At 68.6% G+C, this 15,946-nt stretch carries 17 protein-coding genes and 4 tRNA genes; 16 read left to right on the forward strand and 5 right to left on the reverse strand.

Going from position 1 to position 15,946, the window contains the following annotated elements; genetic code table 11:
• The first annotated feature begins 106 nt into the window (after positions 1-106).
• Both KBY47_RS20265 and KBY47_RS20270 read left to right on the forward strand, forming a co-directional pair.
• Complete coding sequence (locus tag KBY47_RS20265) at positions 107-838, forward strand: HNH endonuclease signature motif containing protein (RefSeq protein WP_210922656.1); 732 nt, start codon at positions 107-109, stop codon at positions 836-838.
• Between the two features lie 118 nt (positions 839-956).
• Positions 957-2,315, forward strand: coding sequence for a HEPN domain-containing protein (locus KBY47_RS20270; RefSeq protein ID WP_210922658.1), 1,359 nt, complete (start codon positions 957-959; stop codon positions 2,313-2,315).
• A gap of 40 nt (positions 2,316-2,355) precedes the next feature.
• Here the strand turns inward: KBY47_RS20270 and KBY47_RS20275 are convergent, their stop codons facing one another.
• Positions 2,356-3,423 carry a hypothetical protein gene (locus KBY47_RS20275; protein ID WP_210922660.1) on the reverse strand — a complete coding sequence of 356 codons (1,068 nt, stop codon included), beginning with the start codon at positions 3,421-3,423 and terminating at the stop codon, positions 2,356-2,358.
• Positions 3,424-3,721: 298 nt separating this feature from the next.
• On the opposite strand from KBY47_RS20275, the gene KBY47_RS20280 reads away from it, so the two are divergent.
• Positions 3,722-3,812 (forward strand) — tRNA-Tyr (locus KBY47_RS20280).
• Positions 3,813-3,888: 76 nt separating this feature from the next.
• Positions 3,889-4,101 (forward strand): hypothetical protein, encoded by a 213-nt coding sequence (locus tag KBY47_RS36625; protein WP_247694975.1) that lies wholly within the window; start codon positions 3,889-3,891, stop codon positions 4,099-4,101.
• A 3-nt stretch (positions 4,102-4,104) separates the two neighbouring features.
• On the opposite strand, the gene KBY47_RS20285 is transcribed toward KBY47_RS36625, so the two are convergent.
• Positions 4,105-4,761, reverse strand: coding sequence for an SDR family oxidoreductase (locus KBY47_RS20285; protein WP_210922661.1), 657 nt, complete (start codon positions 4,759-4,761; stop codon positions 4,105-4,107).
• Positions 4,762-4,848: 87 nt separating this feature from the next.
• Positions 4,849-6,105: an amidohydrolase family protein gene (locus KBY47_RS20290; RefSeq protein ID WP_210922663.1), complete on the reverse strand. Its 1,257-nt coding sequence runs from the start codon at positions 6,103-6,105 to the stop codon at positions 4,849-4,851.
• A gap of 295 nt (positions 6,106-6,400) precedes the next feature.
• Between KBY47_RS20290 and KBY47_RS20295 the strand changes: the two genes are divergently transcribed.
• The 10 genes from KBY47_RS20295 (at position 6,401) to KBY47_RS20340 (ending at position 12,791) form a co-directional block, all read left to right on the forward strand.
• Positions 6,401-6,473, forward strand: a tRNA-Thr gene (locus KBY47_RS20295).
• Between the two features lie 46 nt (positions 6,474-6,519).
• Positions 6,520-6,592, forward strand: a tRNA-Met gene (locus KBY47_RS20300).
• A gap of 89 nt (positions 6,593-6,681) precedes the next feature.
• Positions 6,682-6,846, forward strand: a complete 165-nt coding sequence (rpmG, locus tag KBY47_RS20305; protein WP_003948671.1) for a 50S ribosomal protein L33 — start codon at positions 6,682-6,684, stop codon at positions 6,844-6,846.
• A gap of 108 nt (positions 6,847-6,954) precedes the next feature.
• Positions 6,955-7,407 (forward strand): MaoC family dehydratase N-terminal domain-containing protein, encoded by a 453-nt coding sequence (locus KBY47_RS20310; protein WP_210922664.1) that lies wholly within the window; start codon positions 6,955-6,957, stop codon positions 7,405-7,407.
• A gap of 4 nt (positions 7,408-7,411) precedes the next feature.
• A complete protein-coding gene (locus tag KBY47_RS20315; protein WP_210922666.1) occupies positions 7,412-7,840 on the forward strand; it encodes a MaoC family dehydratase in 429 nt (142 codons plus the stop codon).
• Positions 7,841-7,943: 103 nt separating this feature from the next.
• Positions 7,944-8,513: a TetR/AcrR family transcriptional regulator gene (locus tag KBY47_RS20320; RefSeq protein ID WP_210922667.1), complete on the forward strand. Its 570-nt coding sequence runs from the start codon at positions 7,944-7,946 to the stop codon at positions 8,511-8,513.
• 91 nt (positions 8,514-8,604) lie between these two features.
• Entirely contained in the window at positions 8,605-10,050 is a 1,446-nt protein-coding gene (locus tag KBY47_RS20325) for a DHA2 family efflux MFS transporter permease subunit (RefSeq protein ID WP_210922668.1), read from the forward strand.
• 430 nt (positions 10,051-10,480) lie between these two features.
• Positions 10,481-10,861: a DUF3291 domain-containing protein gene (locus KBY47_RS20330; protein WP_210922669.1), complete on the forward strand. Its 381-nt coding sequence runs from the start codon at positions 10,481-10,483 to the stop codon at positions 10,859-10,861.
• A gap of 109 nt (positions 10,862-10,970) precedes the next feature.
• Complete coding sequence (locus KBY47_RS20335) at positions 10,971-12,026, forward strand: UDP-N-acetylmuramate dehydrogenase (RefSeq protein WP_210922670.1); 1,056 nt, start codon at positions 10,971-10,973, stop codon at positions 12,024-12,026.
• A 54-nt stretch (positions 12,027-12,080) separates the two neighbouring features.
• A complete protein-coding gene (locus KBY47_RS20340) occupies positions 12,081-12,791 on the forward strand; it encodes a thioredoxin domain-containing protein (protein ID WP_210922671.1) in 711 nt (236 codons plus the stop codon).
• A 33-nt stretch (positions 12,792-12,824) separates the two neighbouring features.
• On the opposite strand, the gene KBY47_RS20345 is transcribed toward KBY47_RS20340, so the two are convergent.
• Both KBY47_RS20345 and KBY47_RS20350 read right to left on the reverse strand, forming a co-directional pair.
• Entirely contained in the window at positions 12,825-13,856 is a 1,032-nt protein-coding gene (locus KBY47_RS20345) for an adenosine deaminase (RefSeq protein WP_210922672.1), read from the reverse strand.
• 115 nt (positions 13,857-13,971) lie between these two features.
• Positions 13,972-15,198: a pyridoxal phosphate-dependent aminotransferase gene (locus tag KBY47_RS20350; protein ID WP_210922674.1), complete on the reverse strand. Its 1,227-nt coding sequence runs from the start codon at positions 15,196-15,198 to the stop codon at positions 13,972-13,974.
• Between the two features lie 273 nt (positions 15,199-15,471).
• Here KBY47_RS20350 and KBY47_RS20355 point away from each other — a divergent pair.
• Together KBY47_RS20355 and secE are read left to right on the forward strand one after the other, a co-directional pair.
• Positions 15,472-15,544: transfer RNA gene (locus KBY47_RS20355), tRNA-Trp, on the forward strand.
• A 105-nt stretch (positions 15,545-15,649) separates the two neighbouring features.
• Positions 15,650-15,937, forward strand: a complete 288-nt coding sequence (secE, locus tag KBY47_RS20360; protein WP_210922676.1) for a preprotein translocase subunit SecE — start codon at positions 15,650-15,652, stop codon at positions 15,935-15,937.
• The last annotated feature ends 9 nt before the right edge of the window (positions 15,938-15,946 follow it).

Consider the following 15,946-nt stretch of genomic DNA (forward strand, 5'->3'; position numbering starts at 1 on the left):
CAGAGTTCAGCGCGGGCTCAACAGCGTGCTCCCCATTTCTTGCTTCACCTGCCCACGTGCGCTCTTTGGTCCTACCATGTCCCTACCGTGCAGGGTAGGGGGGTGTATGGCGCAGAAGAGACCGAATATTCCTGAGTCGGTCAAGCGTCAAATTCGTCAGCGGTGTGGATTTGGGTGTGTGATCTGCGGGCTGCCGTTGTACGAGTACGAACATATCGCCGAGTGGTCTGCCGTAAAGCGGCATGATCCTGATGAAATGACGCTGCTTTGCCCGACCCATCATGCGGAAAAGACGCGCGGCCTACTTCCTGTTGCTGAGGTGAAGTCGGCTGATCAGGCCCCATTCAACTTCCGGTCTGGGCAGTCTGAATCTTTCCCGCTGAGATACTCCGGTGATAGTTGCCTGGTGAGTATAGGAGGAAGCATCTGGCGGCATGAATTCACGCAGGATGCCGTAGTTCCCCTATTGGTCATAAGGGGGTGCGCGGTTATCGAGGTGAAGAAGCAGGACGAGCGTCTACTTCTATCTTTGCGGGTCTACAATAAGCAAGCAAAGCCTCTGCTGCAAATCGTAGAGAATGAGCTAGTCTTTTCTACTTCCTCCTGGGATGTCGAACTTGTGGGTCGGCTGCTGACCATTCGCGGCGGGTCGCGTGATATTTTGGTGCAGATGGAGTTCCAAACTCCCGATGCCATTCTTATCACGCGCGGCGTATTCGCCTTTGGAGGAGCTCAGATCCAAGTGGAGCCTGATCACATACACCTGCCCAAATACAACATCCGCATGGCAGGCTACAGTGCTCGTGGGAATGGCGGTTCGGCGCTTAGATTTGACTGATGTGGCGGCGGCCTAAGTCGCAGTGGACGGCGAGAAATCCGGTTCTAGGTGCCTGTCTGTCTTTCGTCTCCCTCCCTGACCTACTAGAACGCACCCGAACTCTCGATTGGGAAGCTTCATGGACAAAGAAATTCAAGCTCTAATGTCGGGGACAGTGGGGTTTTTCTGGCCTATCTCGGAGGATGGCAGGTTCAACGAAGAGCCCGAAAGGGGGTTCGTCAGTAAGGGGGACAGTGGGAGACTTGAAATCCGCACCCTGAATGAGGATGCGCAAATGAGTCTCCTATTTCCAAGTCAAAGAGCGAGGCCGCACGCGATCGTTTGCGTGTTCCCAGAGGGGAGTGCGGTGATCCTCAACATCTCCCGTCAGGGAGGGACAACCAACATCGGAGGGAGGAAAGCGTCTGCCTTCGAATATGGGGCACGCACCGTCATTACGCGGTTCCCAGTCGAAGAGTTGGACGGTGAGACTGTAAACGTTCGCGTTAAAGAGTTGAGTGCCCACTTTCCGGGAGTTTCGAAGTGGGCAGGGTTGAAGGTGTCTGAAGTAAAGCGAGAGCGGAATCCAGATGGTAGAGCGAGGACCGCTACTGTGCACCTGAAATCTCCCGAGCAGATTGTAGCGGAGCTCGGGTCACTCACCTTGGTCATTGGAGGACACTGGGAGGTCGCTGAGAATGATGATAGGCCTTTGATTTATGCTCCCGTGTCGATTGGAGTGAAGGCAAAGCGCGCCCGCGATGTCTCTGAGATGATCACTGTCTTGTCGCGAGTGCAAGGCCTGATTAACATCGCTCACGACTCGTTCATGGCGGTGGATGGAGGGAGGGCCGTATTGGGCGCTGAGGATGACCCTGCCCAATATCCCAGTTTCTGGAATGATGCGCTTATGGATGGGCCGCCCAGTCGAGGCAAGAGAAAAGGGGGTGTGGGCTTTCCCCTGTTTACCCTCGCGGATTTGAAAGGTGCCCGTGGGGTCAGTAGGTGGGTCCGGCTTTATGATAAGTACCCGAGTGCGCTCGATGCGGTCGTCACTCCGTATCGGTTTAGCGGAATGACATGGCACAGCTACATGCGGGATACCGCAGTCGGAATCGAGAGGCTTATCGCTCAATGCAAGAAGGAGAGTAGGCCGTCGTGGGCAAATGAGAAACCGCAAAGTCTCGCACTCGCCAAGAGGGTAGGTACGCCATTCGTCGATTTCGTAGGTGACGAGAGCGTGTGGGCGAGCCTGTTTTGGGGTGTATATAATGGCATAAAGCATCAAGCGAGTTATGACCCGGACCCGCGCGACCTGGCGACTCTTGCGTTGTCGGGCAATCTGCTACTTACGGCGTACTTGCTTCAGCGGTGCGGTATGTCGAAAGCCGGGTTGGACCGCCTGCTCAACAGGCGAGTCGGATATCAGTTGCGAGATAGAGTTCGTGAACTTGTGCAGAACCCGCCGAAAAACCTGAAGCCTAAGAGCTCATACTGACGCTTTCTCCAGAATAGGTCTGGAATGTGTCGGTTGGCCCCTAAAGAAGTCTCATCAGCTCGTAGAGGATGGCGTTGAGGCGGGCGGGCGCTTCCAGGTCGTCCATGCCGATGGTGGGGACGGCGGCACTGCTGATAGGCCGGTGCAGGCCGTCATGGGCAATGTCCTTGAAGGCGGCGAGCCTCTGGGCGTGCGCCTTGTCGGTGCGCTGCGTGGCGAACGTGTGTTGGGCCGCCACCTGCTTGAAGTCCTGGTGCCCGAAGACCGGCGGGATGTGGTCCAGGATGGCCCGGATTACGGCCGCGCTCGCGTACGGGTTGCCGGCCGCGTAGTTGTCGTTCAGCTCCCGGCACAGGGCGATCAGCTTGTGCAGCTTCCAGGTGCTCGTCTGGGCGGCCTTCTCCAAGTCGTTCAGGAGGGCGGGGTCGATGTACGACCCGCGCGGGGGTGGGGAGACCTGCGGCTCGGTCGCCCCGACGGGGGCAGGGGAGATTTCCGCGGCGTTCGCGGTGACGATCTCGATCGTCTTTCCGATGTACTCCTCCACGGTGTCCACACCGATGTACTGCATCACGCTGCGGGTAACCTCTCGCTCCCAGCGCCCGTCGGCGAGGTGGACGCCACCGGTGCTGATGGCTGGCTCATGCGAGAGCAGGTCGGGTAGCACCTGGACGAACCAGGGATTGAGGTCGGGGTGCGCGGCCGCGAGCTCGGTGGAACGCAGGATAAGCGTGGGGACGTCATCAGTGATCGTCCTGCTGGTGTAGAGGTCAATCATGTGGCGCAGGGCTTTCACGAACGGCTCCCCGGCCACCATCTTCACCTCGGGGAGGACCAGGGAGGCGGCCACGGTGAGCCGCACCCGGTCACGCGGGCTGACGCGCGGACGAGGGTAAGAGACGAAGCCATAGCTGGCGGCGAAGGGCCCCTCGATGCCGACGTACGGCAGCGAGTTGAGGATGACATCAGCGTCTTGGCCGCGCAGGTCGTACTGGTGCTGGACGACGGCCCACCGAGGCCACTCGCCGGTGGCAAGCCACCGATGGGCGATAGCGGTGAGGAGGTTGTGCTGGTCCTGCGTGAGCGTTACGTCGACGAGCGTATCCAAGGTGACCTCGTGCTAGGGAGCAAGGGAGACGGGCCACCGTGGGGTGCATCCGCGTCCGACAGAGAGTCAGACTGTTCATCCTACCGACCTTCGCCCCCAACCAAGCTGGCATACATACCCTCGTGCGAGCCTCCTCCGAGGCGACGGCGTCCATAACGCCATGCTCGGCATCGGCCGCCTGCACAACCTCCTTCGGGCTGCATGAGCCATCGCCGTGTGCAGTCGCGGGACATTCTTAGTCATCCATGCCGTGCCCGTACGGGAGCTTGTGGGGCACTCGTGGGGCAGATGCTCGCTTGGCAGCAGAAGTATGCAGTCGAAGCGTGATCACCGCGCAGACTGTAAATCTGCCGGCTCAGCCTTCCCAGGTTCGAATCCTGGCGCCGCCACTTCTGGGAGATCCCCTTCCTTCGCGAGACGCGGAGGGAGGGGATCTTCGCGTTGGGGGAGGGGCACACTGGGGGCATGGTCAGCCGTCGTAGGAGGTGCCCCGAGTGTCGTCGGGAGATCGCTGTCGTCGCAGGGCGGTTCGCGCGGCATGATCCGCCGGGGGCGCGGGAGAGCGGGGAACTGGTGTCGTGCCCGGGGTCGCGCCGGGCGGTGCAGCTCGGCGCGGTGCAGCCGGGGCTCGACGGGTATGCCGTGCCCGACTTCCCGGGGCAGTTGCCGTTGTTCTGAACGTCAGTTGCCCGCGACCGACTTGACCGCCACCGACACGGGCGTGGCGCCGCCGATCAGCTCCAGGGTCAGGCCCGCGGTCGCCGGGGTGTCCAGGAGTTCGGCGAGCGTGGTGGCCACGTCGTCCCGGGAGACCCGGCCGCGGCCGGTGTGGGCCTCCAGACGGACCAGTCCGGTGCCGGGGTCGTCGGTCAGGGAGCCGGGGCGCAGGATCGTCCAGTCCAGGGCGTCCTGACGGCGGACGTGTTCGTCGGCCTCGCCCTTGGCGCGCAGATAGATGTCGAAGACCTCGTCGCCCCCGTGCCCCGGGTCCGCGCCCATCGAGGACACCACCAGGAACCGGCGTACGCCCGCGCGCACGGCGGCGTCCGCGAACAGGACGGCCGCCCCCTTGTCCACGGTGTCCTTGCGCTGCGCACCGCTGCCCGGCCCCGCCCCCGCCGCGAAGACGGCGGCGTCCGCGCCCCGCAGGTGCTCCGCCACCTCCTCGGCCGACGCCGACTCCAGGTCGAGCACCACCGGTTCGGCGCCCGCCTCCCGCAGGTTGTCGCCCTGCTCGGCCTTGCGGATGATGCCCGCGACCTCGTACCCGCGCGCGGCGAGCAGCCGCTCCAGCCGCAGCGCGATCTGACCATGACCACCAGCGATGACAATGCGCATGTTCTTGACCGTACGCCCCGAGGGGCGCCTTCGCCGCATGGGTTCGCATGAGTGGGCATGAGTGGGCACCAGTTCGCACGCCGCGGCTCAGGACAGCTGCCCGCGTCCCTGCCGGGGGAGCCCCGGTTCCACCGTCGCACCGGTGTTGCAGTACTCCCGCACCGCGCTGGTCCGCGCCACAACGCGCCCCTGGTGCACCACGATCCGGCTGTACGCCAGCGAAAGCGCCCCCGCGAGCCGGTCCCCGCGCACCGCCAGCAGCTCGGCGGGGAAGCCTGCCTCCACCCGCACCTCCGGCAGCCCCAGCACCGCCCGCGCCGACGAGCTGACGGTGTCGTAGGCGTCCTCGGGGCGCAGACCGTGGCGGGAGGCGAGGAGGTACGCCGCCTCGAGCGGGTCGCCGCGGCCCACCGGGTTCGACACGTCGCGCAGGGCGCCGCTGCCCGCGGCGACCCGCACCCCGGCGGACCGCAGCAGGCGTACCGGGGCGGTGCCGCGCCGGTCGACGCCCGCGCAGCCGCCCTGCGGCAGACAGACCACGGCGACCCCGGCGGCCGCCAGCTGGTCGGCGGTCCGGGAGGCCACGTCGGTGGGGAGGTCGGCGAGCCCGGCGCACGGGCCGATGGTCACGCCGGGGCGCAGCCCGCCCGCCATCGCCGCGAGCCGGGCCAGACGCGCCGGGTCGGTGGCGTCGGTGTGCAGGTCGACGGGGCAGCCGTACTCGGAGGCGAGGTCCAGGACGGTCTCCGCGTAACCGGCCGGGTCCGGGTCCAGATCGGGGCAGCCGCCCACCACGGAGGCGCCCATCTTCACCGCGTCCCGCAGCATGGCGAGACCGTCGGCCCCCGCCGCCCCGGTCAGGACGCGCGGGACGGCCACCGTCGTCAGCTCGGCGAGCCCGTGCAGCGAGCGGCGCGCCTGGAGGGTGGCCTCCAGCGCGCCGAGCCCCTGGACGTCGCCCACGCGCGCGTGCGCCCGCACCGCGGTGGCGCCGTGTCCGAGTTGGAGGAGGGTGGCCTCGGTGGCGCGGCGCTGGACGTCGTGGGGGTCGTGGGAGACCGGTCCGTCGTCGTCGGCCGACAGCGCGGTGTCGGCGTGGGCGTGGGGCTCGGCGGGGGCCGGCAGCAGGAGGTAGCCGCCGAGGTCCACGCGGGTGCCGCCGCCGCGGACCGGGCCGAGGCTGCCGACCGTGCCGACGGCCTCGATACGCCCGCCGCTGAGCCGTACGTCCACGGTGCGGCCGTCGGTGAGGCGGGCCCCGCACAGCAGCAGGACGGCATCGGGCCGGCCCGGGGAGCCCGGCGAGGACGACGAGTGGGGCGGCTGCGGCTGGCTGTCGGGCATCGCGCTCCAAGGGCTCGGGGGCACAGGGCTCGGGGTGCCGGGCTCGGGGCCGGGAGGCTCGGGCGCCGGGCTCGGGACCGGTCACTCCGCGCGAGCCCGCAGGTCCCGTGCCGGAGCGCAAGATCACGCAGAGTGAGTCGAGCCTAGGACGGTGATCAGCTCCCGTCCGGGAGGAGCGCAATAGTCGTACCGGTGTGGCCGAGGGGCTGGTGCGGGGCCGCCGGCGGGGGTGGGACGGGCGGCGGGAAACGGATTTGGGTGAACCGCCGCGGACCGTGTAATGTCTTCATCGCTCGCCCCAATAGCTCAGTCGGCAGAGCGTCTCCATGGTAAGGAGAAGGTCAACGGTTCGATTCCGTTTTGGGGCTCTGGTGTGAGAGGTTCCCGCCGCGAGGCGGGGCCCGATCGCATCGAAGCGGTGTAGCTCAGTCGGTAGAGCAAGCGGCTCATAATCGCTGTGTCACCGGTTCAAGTCCGGTCACCGCTACTGACAGTAGCCGATTGTGGGGTCGGTCCTTCGATCGGCTACTCTTTCTTGCGTTAATTCATCCCATCCGTTCGTCAAGGAGCACTCACGTGGCTGCCACCGACGTCCGCCCGAAGATCACGCTGGCCTGCGTGGAGTGCAAGGAGCGGAACTACATCACCAAGAAGAACCGGCGTAACAACCCGGACCGTCTTGAGATGAAGAAGCACTGCCCGCGTTGCAACGCGCACACCGCGCACCGCGAGACGCGATAACAAGGCTCGTTTCACGAGGCCGTCCCTGGACCCCAGGGGCGGCCTCGTGGCGTTTGGTTCACCTGATCACGGTCATCCACAGCAGAAGACATCAGGAGGTGCCGAGCCATGGCGCTCGACCAGTCCTTCGTGGGGCGGACGTACCCGCCCACCGACCCCTACGAGGTGGGCCGGGAGAAGATCCGTGAGTTCGCGGAGGCCGTGGGGGACGCGAACCCGGCCTACACGGACCCCGAGGCCGCCAAGGAACTGGGCCACTCCGATGTGATCGCCCCGCCGACCTTCGTCTTCGCGATCACCTTCAAGGCCGCCGGACAGGTCATCGCGGACCCCCAGCTCGGCCTGGACTACAGCCGGGTGGTGCACGGCGACCAGAAGTTCGCCTACAGCCGTCCCGTGCGCGCCGGTGACCGGCTCACCGTCACCTCGACGATCGAGTCGATCAAGTCCCTCGCGGGCAACGACATCCTGGACGTCCGGGGCGAGGTCCACGACGAGGCCGGGGAGCACGTCGTGACCGCCTGGACCAAGCTGGTGGCCCGCGCGGCCGGGGAGGCGTGAGCGGATGACCGCCAAGATCGCGTACGACGACATCGAGGTCGGCGCCGAACTGCCCGCGCGGAGCTTCCCCGTGACCCGGGCGACCCTCGTCCAGTACGCGGGTGCCTCCGGCGACTTCAACCCGATCCACTGGAACGAGAAGTTCGCCAAGGAGGTGGGCCTGCCGGACGTCATCGCGCACGGCATGTTCACCATGGCCGAGGCGATCCGCGTGGTCACCGACTGGGCGGGCGACCCGGGCGCGGTCGTCGAGTACGGCGTCCGCTTCACCAAGCCGGTGGTGGTACCGAACGACGACCAGGGCGCCGTGATCGAGGTCAGCGGCAGGGTCGCGGCCAAGCTCGACGACAACACGGTCCGTGTGGACCTGACCGCGACCAGCGCCGGGCAGAAGGTGCTGGGGATGTCGCGGGCGGTCGTACGACTCGCCTGAGCAGTCTTCGACGGTGGGATGTAAGGGGCGGCTCCCATTGCGGGCCGCCCCTTACCTCCAGGGTCCCTTGACGTAGTTAGTGATTGAGTACTAACTTACTTTCATGGTCAGGATGAGCGCAGAGGAGCGGCGCGAGAGCGTCATCCGCGCGGCGACGAGCGAGTTCGCCCGCGGCGGCTACCACGGCACATCGACCGAGGCGATCGCCAAGCGGGTCGGTGTCTCGCAGCCGTACCTCTTCCGGCTCTTCCCGAGCAAGAAGGCGATCTTCCTCGCGGTGGTCGGCCAGTGCATGGACGACATCGCGCGCATCTTCGCCGAGGCCGCCGAAGGGCTGGAGGGCGAAGAGGCCCTGCACGCCATGGCGAACGCGTACACCCGGGTCATCGCGGAGCGTCCCGAGATGCTGCTCATGCAGATGCAGATGTACGTCGCCGTGGGCGCCGCCGAGGAGGCGGGCGACCACGAACTCGGCGAGGTGGTGCGCAGCGGCTGGATGCGCCTGTGGGACACGGTGCATCTGCCGCTCGGTGCCGACGTGGGCGAGACGACGACCTTCATGGCGTACGGAATGCTCATCAACTGCCTGGTGGCCATGGGTTTCCCGCCCGACCACCGGGTCTGGGAAGGGCTGTACCCGTCGGCGCGGGCCAAGGGCCGGCTGGAGATCTAGGGCGAACGGGAAGGCGTTCTCGCGCCTTTTTGTGAGCGTGGAAATTAGTGATCAATAACTAATCAGCAAGTGGACACCCTCTGGGGGAGAGATGTCACCACAGACCGCACGTCGGGGCGGGACCGCCTGGGCCCTGGTCATCACCAGCGTCGCCGGATTCATGGCGGCCCTCGACAACCTCGTCGTCACCACCGCCCTGCCCGCCATCCGCGAGGACCTCGGCGGGGCGCTGCACGACCTCGAATGGACCGTGAGCGCCTACACGCTCACCTTCGCCGTGCTGCTGATGTTCGGCGCGGCACTGGGCGACCGCTTCGGCCGCCGACGGCTCTTCCTCGTCGGCATCACGATCTTCACCCTCGCCTCCGCCGCCGCGGCGCTCGCACCCGGCATCGACTCCCTGATCGCGGCCCGCGCCGTCCAGGGCGTCGGAGCGGCCGTGATGATGCCGCTGACCCTCACCCTGCTCACCGCCGCGGTGCCGGCCGAACGGCGCGGGATGGCCTTCGGCATCTGGGGCGCCGTCAACGGGCTCGCCGTCGCCTCCGGGCCCCTGATCGGCGGCAGCCTCACCGAGCACATCTCCTGGCAGTGGATCTTCTGGCTGAACGTGCCCCTCGGGATCGCCCTGCTGCCGCTCGCCCGGCTGCGCCTCGCCGAGTCCCACGGCACCGGCTCCCCGCTCGACGTCACCGGCACCCTGCTGGCCAGCGGCGGCCTCTTCGGCATCGTCTACGGCCTGGTCCGCGGCCCCGCCGACGGGTGGACCGACACGGTCGTGCTGATGGGCCTGACCACGGGTGCCGCACTGCTCGCGGCGTTCGTCCTGCACGGCATCCGGGGCCGCAACCCGATGCTGCCGATGCGGCTGTTCCGCTCCCGCGCCTTCGCCGGGATCAACGCGGCCAGCATGCTGATGTTCCTCGGCATGTTCGGGTCGATCTTCCTGCTCAGCCAGTACATGCAGGGCGTCCTCGGCTACTCGCCCACCGAGGCGGGGCTGCGCATGCTCCCCTGGACCGGCATGCCCATGCTCGTCGCACCCATAGCCGGGCTCCTCTCCGACCGGATCGGCGGCCGGCCCGTCGTCGCCACCGGCCTCTTCCTCCAGGCGGCCGGACTCGGCTACCTCTCCTTCGTCGTCACGGCCGACGCCTCCTACGGCGTCCAGCTGCCCGGTCTGATCCTCAGCGGCGTCGGCATGGCCCTCTTCTTCGCCCCTGCCTCCGCCCTGGTGATGGGCAGCGTCATCGCCAAGGAACAGGGCATCGCCTCCGGCGCCAACAACGCGCTGCGCGAGGTCGGCGGGGCGCTCGGCATCGCCATCATGTCCTCGATCTTCGCGGCCCAAGGCGGCTACGAGACCCCGCAGACGTTCGTGGACGGGCTGCGGCCCGCCATCGCCGTGGGCGCCGGGGTGGTGGCCCTCGCCGGAGTGGCGGCGCTGCTGATCCCGGCCCGGCGCCGGGCCCTGGCGGCGACCGCGGACCTGCCCGAGCCGGAGCCCAGGCCGCTGGCCGACACCGCCGCGCGCTGACACGCCGCGCGCCGACACCCGACGGCGCGCGGGAAGGCGGACGCCGCCCGCGCGGGACAGCGGGCGGCACCTCCGCCCTGGAAGGCGGACGCCGCCCGCCCTGGGGCCGGGCGCCACCGCCCGCCCAGGGTGGCGGTGCCACCTTCAGTCCGGGATGGGGGACGTCACATCCCGTCCCGGGATCCGGACGTCACCCGCCCGCGCCGGACGTCGGGTGCCACATCCAGCCCAGGAGGGTGCACGTCGCCTCCCGTCCAGGAGGGTGCTCGTCGCCTCCCGCCCTGGAATGCACGCGTCACGGCCCGCCCATGACGGCGGACGTCACCTCCCCGCCCGCCCACGACGGCGGACGTCACCTCTCTCCCAGGACAGCGGACGCCGTCCGTCCAAGAAGCCGACCTCACCACCTGCCTACGAACAGGAGTACGACATGCCCACCCTCCCCTGGACCCGGCCCAACACGCCGCCGCCCGCCGTCGAGGTTCATGTCTTCGCCTCGCGCTTCGAGACCCGGACCCGGTGGGGAGCGCTGCTCTTCCTCGCCCGGACGCCGCGGGTCTGGCGGCAGGTGAGCCGGGCGCGCGGCGCCTACGGGGCCTCGCTGCGGGCCGAGCCCTTCAAGCGGACTTTCTGGACGCTGTCCGCCTGGGAATCGCGCGACGCCCTCAAGGCATTCGCCCACGCGGGCGCCCACGCCCCCACCGCGCGGGGACTCGCCCCGCAGATGCGGGACGCCAAGTTCGTGACGTGGACGGCGTCCAGCGACGACCTCCCGCTGAGCTGGACGGAGGCGGTCCACCGCCTGACGTGAGCCCACGCGCGTACGGTCCCGTCCCCGCCGACGGGGCCGTACGCGCGCGTGGCCGCATGGCCCTTCGCCGTCGCCCGCGCTGTCGGTGCCGTCTCGTAGTCTTGGGCGCGTGCAGGAACTCCACGACGCCCCCCTCGCCCCGCTGACCACCTTCCGGTTGGGCGGCCCCGCCACCCGACTGATCACCGCGACGACCGACGCCGAGGTGGTCGCCGCCGTCCGTGAGGCCGACGCCAGCGGTACGCCGCTGCTGCTGATCGGCGGTGGATCGAACCTGGTCATCGGCGACAAGGGCTTCGACGGCACCGCCCTGCGCATCGCCACCACCGGCTTCGAACTCGACGGCACCAGCCTGGAGCTGGCCGCGGGCGAGGTGTGGACCGACGCGGTCGAGCGCACCGTGCGGGCCGGGCTCGCGGGCGTCGAGTGCCTCGCCGGGATCCCGGGCTCGGCCGGTGCCACACCGATCCAGAACGTGGGGGCGTACGGACAGGAGGTCTCGTCGACGATCACCGAGGTGATCGCGTACGACCGCCGGGCGGGCGAGACCGTGACGCTGACCAACGCCGAGTGCGCGTTCTCCTACCGGCACAGCCGCTTCAAGGCCGACCCCGAGCGGTATGTGGTCCTGCGCGTGCGCTTCCGGCTGGAGGACGCCAAGGGCCTCTCGGCCCCCCTCCGATACGCGGAGACCGCGCGCGCCCTGGGGGTCGAGCCGGGCGAGCGCGTGCCGGTCGAGGACGCGCGGGAGACCGTGCTGAAGCTGCGGGCCGGGAAGGGCATGGTCCTCGACCCCGACGACCACGACACATGGTCCGCGGGATCGTTCTTCACCAACCCGATCCTCACCGACGCCGACTTCGCCGTCTTCCACGCGCGCGTGCGCGAACGCCTCGGCGACGGCGTCGAGCCGCCCGCCTACCCCGCCGGGGAGGGCCGTACGAAGACCTCTGCGGCCTGGCTGATCGACAAGGCGGGTTTCACCAAGGGCTACGGAACCGGGCCCGCCCGTATCTCCACCAAGCACACCCTCGCCCTCACCAACCGCGGTGACGCCACCACCGAGGACCTGCTGACGCTGGCCCGCGAGGTCGTCGCCGGGGTCCGCGAGGCCTTCGGCGTCACGCTCGTAAATGAGCCGGTGACCGTGGGCGTCGCCCTGTAGGGTCAGCCCTCGTCGCGCTAGGGGAGGCGCGGACCAGGGGAGGGGAACCGGAACATGCGGGAGAGACCCGGGCCGTGGCGTGCCGCGGCCGTGCTCGTGCTGGCGGGTGTGCTCGCCGCTGGGTGCGGGCAGGGCACCGAGGACACCGGCGGCGGCCGACCCGACGCCGAGATGTACGACAGCGTCGAGGAGATCGCGGAGAGCATCGCGCCCGATGGCACCACCATCCGCGTGGGCTCCGCGCGGGCGAGGACCACCGTCCATGTGTACGAGGACATGCGCTGCCCGGTCTGCGGGGAGTTCGAGACCGAGGGCGGCGGTGGGGCCCTGCGCGAGCTGGTCCTCTCCGGTGAGGTCCGGGCCGAGTACACGTTCGCGTCGTTCCTCGACGACCGGCTCACCGGCCACGGCTCCAAGAAGGCCGCCAACGCGCTGCGGGCCGCACTGGAGCGGGGCAAGTTCGTCGAGTACCACGACGTGCTCTTCACCCATCAGCCCGAGGAACTCGCCGACGGCTACACCGACAAGTTTCTGCTCGACATGGCCTCCGAGGTGCCGGGGCTGCGCGGCGCCCAGTTCGACGCGGCCGTGAAGGACATGAAGTACCGCGACTTCGTGACCGCCTCCCAAGAGGCGTTCGACGCCTCCGCGGCCGAGGGCACGCCCGCCGTGGAGGTGGACGGCAACCTCGTCCCCGAGCAGCTGTTCAGCGGCCTCTTCGACGCGGACACCCTGCCCTGGGTGATCGCCGCCACCGGCTCCTGAGCTGCCACCGGCTCTTGTCGGCGCCCCGTCCGGTCAGTCCGCGAGCCAGTCGTCCACGCCCGCCAGCAGCCGCGCCTTCACGTCCTCCGGGGCCGCCGAGCCCCGCACCGACTGCCGGGCCAGCTCCGCCAGCTCCCGGTCCGTGAAGGCGTGGTGCCGGCGGGCGATGTCGTACTGGGCGGCCAGCCGCGAGCCGAAGAGGAGGGGGTCGTCGGCGCCGAGGGCCAGGGGCACGCCCGCCTCGAACAGCTTCCGCAGCGGCACGTCCTCCGGTTTCTCGTAGACGCCCAGGGCCACGTTCGACGCCGGGCAGACCTCGCAGGTCACGCCGCGGTCCGCCAGCCGTTTCAGAAGCCGGGGGTCCTCCGCCGCCCGTACGCCGTGGCCGATCCGGTTCGCCTCCAGGTCGTCCAGGCAGTCCCGCACGGACGCCGGGCCGGTGAGTTCACCGCCGTGCGGCGCCGACAGCAGCCCGCCGTGCCGCGCGATCGCGAACGCCCGGTCGAAGTCCCTGGCCATACCGCGCCGTTCGTCGTTGGAGAGGCCGAAACCCACCACCCCCCGGTCCGCGAACCGCACCGCGAGCCGGGCCAGCGTCCGGGCGTCCAGCGGGTGCTTCATCCGGTTCGCGGCCACCAGCACCCGCATCCCCAGGCCGGTCTCCCGGGACGTGGTCTCCACCGCGTCCAGGATGATCTCCAGCGCCGGGATCAGCCCGCCCAGACGGGGCGCGTACGAGGTCGGGTCGACCTGGATCTCCAGCCAGCCCGAGCCGTCCTTCAGGTCCTCCTCGGCGGCCTCCCGCACCAGCCGCTGGATGTCCTCCGGCTGCCTCAGACACGACCGCGCCGCGTCGTACAGCCGCTGGAAACGGAACCAGCCCCGCTCGTCCGTGGCCCGCAGCTGCGGCGGTTCCCCGCTGACCAGCGCCTCGGCCAGCGACTCCGGCAGGCGGACGCCGTACTTGTCGGCCAGTTCCAGAACGGTCCCGGGTCGCATCGACCCGGTGAAGTGCAGGTGCAGATGGGCCTTCGGCAGCGCAGAGACATCACGTACACGTTCCATTCCGTGATCCTGCCGTACGTCCCTCCCGCGCCGGAACCGCTTTCGCCGTTCGTGGTCTTGCTCGCACACACGAACGGGGGGCGCCCCGAAGGACGCCCCCCGCCGCGGAACGGGTTCAGTCGCGGGCCTCCGCCAGCAGCTTCTGGATCCGGCTCACGCCCTCCACCAGGTCCTCGTCACCGAGCGCGTACGACAGCCGCAGATAGCCCGGCGTACCGAACGCCTCGCCCGGGACCACCGCGACCTCGGCCTCCTCCAGGATCAGCGCGGCCAGCTCGACGGTGTCCTGCGGGCGCTTGCCGCGGATCTCCTTGCCGATCAGCGCCTTCACCGACGGGTAGGCGTAGAACGCGCCCTCGGGCTCCGGGCAGAGCACACCGTCGATCTCGTTGAGCATCCGCACGATCGTCCTGCGGCGCCGGTCGAACGCCTCACGCATCTTCGCCACCGCCTCCAGGTCGCCGGAGACCGCCGCGAGCGCCGCTGCCTGGGCGACGTTGGAGACGTTCGAGGTGGCGTGGGACTGGAGGTTGGTCGCGGCCTTGACGACGTCCTTCGGGCCGATGATCCAGCCCACCCGCCATCCGGTCATCGCATACGTCTTGGCGACGCCGTTGACGACAATGCACTTGTCGCGCAGCTCCGGCAGGATCGCGGGCAGCGAGACGGACGACGCGTCGCCGTAGACGAGGTGCTCGTAGATCTCGTCGGTCAGCACCCACAGGCCGTGCTCCACGGCCCAGCGGCCGATCGCCTCGGTCTCGGCCTCGGTGTAGACGGCGCCGGTCGGGTTGGACGGCGACACGAAGAGGACGACCTTCGTCTTCTCGGTGCGGGCCGCCTCCAGCTGCTCCACCGAGACGCGGTAGCCGGTGCTCTCGTCGGCGACGACCTCCACCGGGACACCGCCCGCGAGGCGGATCGACTCCGGGTACGTCGTCCAGTACGGGGCCGGGACGATGACCTCGTCGCCCGGGTCGAGGATCGCGGCGAAGGCCTCGTAGATGGCCTGCTTGCCGCCGTTGGTGACGAGGATCTGGGACGCGTCGACCTCGTAGCCGGAGTCACGCAGCGTCTTCGCGGCGATCGCGGCCTTCAGCTCGGGCAGGCCGCCCGCCGGGGTGTACCGGTGGTACTTGGGGTTCTTGCAGGCCTCGACGGCCGCCTCGACGATGTAGTCCGGGGTCGGGAAGTCGGGCTCGCCCGCGCCGAAGCCGATCACCGGACGCCCGGCGGCCTTGAGGGCCTTGGCCTTGGCGTCCACGGCGAGGGTGGCGGACTCGGAGATCGCGCCGACTCGGGCGGAGACCCGGCGCTCGGTGGGAGGGGTTGCAGCGCTCATGGGGCCCATCGTTCCAGACCGGAAATGTCCCCGGCACGTGGGTTTCACAGACTGGGCGGCCCCGGGCAAGCAGGTGGACAACTGTCCGAAATGGTCGTCCGGATCGCGCCGTCGTCGGGCGATCTTTCGCCGCGGAACGCTCCCACGGGCACTTTCTGTTCGACGACCGGGCCGGGAGCACGTACACTCTCACGTCGTTGGCCTTCAGCGAGCCGCGCTCATCGGGTGTACACCGAGCACTCGACCGGATGCGGTACGTTGGGGGAGACACAAAGGGTCGTAGCTCAATTGGTAGAGCACTGGTCTCCAAAACCAGCGGTTGGGGGTTCAAGTCCCTCCGGCCCTGCTACACACACCGCCAGGATGTGTGCGCAGGTACGTACAGCATTGCACCGCCGTGCGGCTCAGACCGGGCGCGGCACGGCCACGACCCGGGATCAGGTGAGGATGAATGTCGGACGCCGTGGGCTCCCTCGACACGCCTGACGCCCAGGACGAGGTTCCCGAGTCGAGGAAGAAGACCCGTAAGGGTGGCAAGCGCGCCAAGAAGGGCCCGCTGAAGCGCCTCGCTCTCTTCTACCGCCAGATCGTCGCGGAGCTTCGCAAGGTCGTCTGGCCCACGCGCACCCAGCTGACGAGGTACACGACCGTCGTGATCATCTTCGTGGTCGTGATGATCGGCCTGGTGACCGTGATTGACTATGGGCTCGACCACGCAGCCAAGTACGTCTTCGGCTGAGCCAGGAGC

The organism is Streptomyces sp. B93 (genome assembly GCF_018070565.1).
GTDB lineage: Bacteria > Actinomycetota > Actinomycetes > Streptomycetales > Streptomycetaceae > Streptomyces.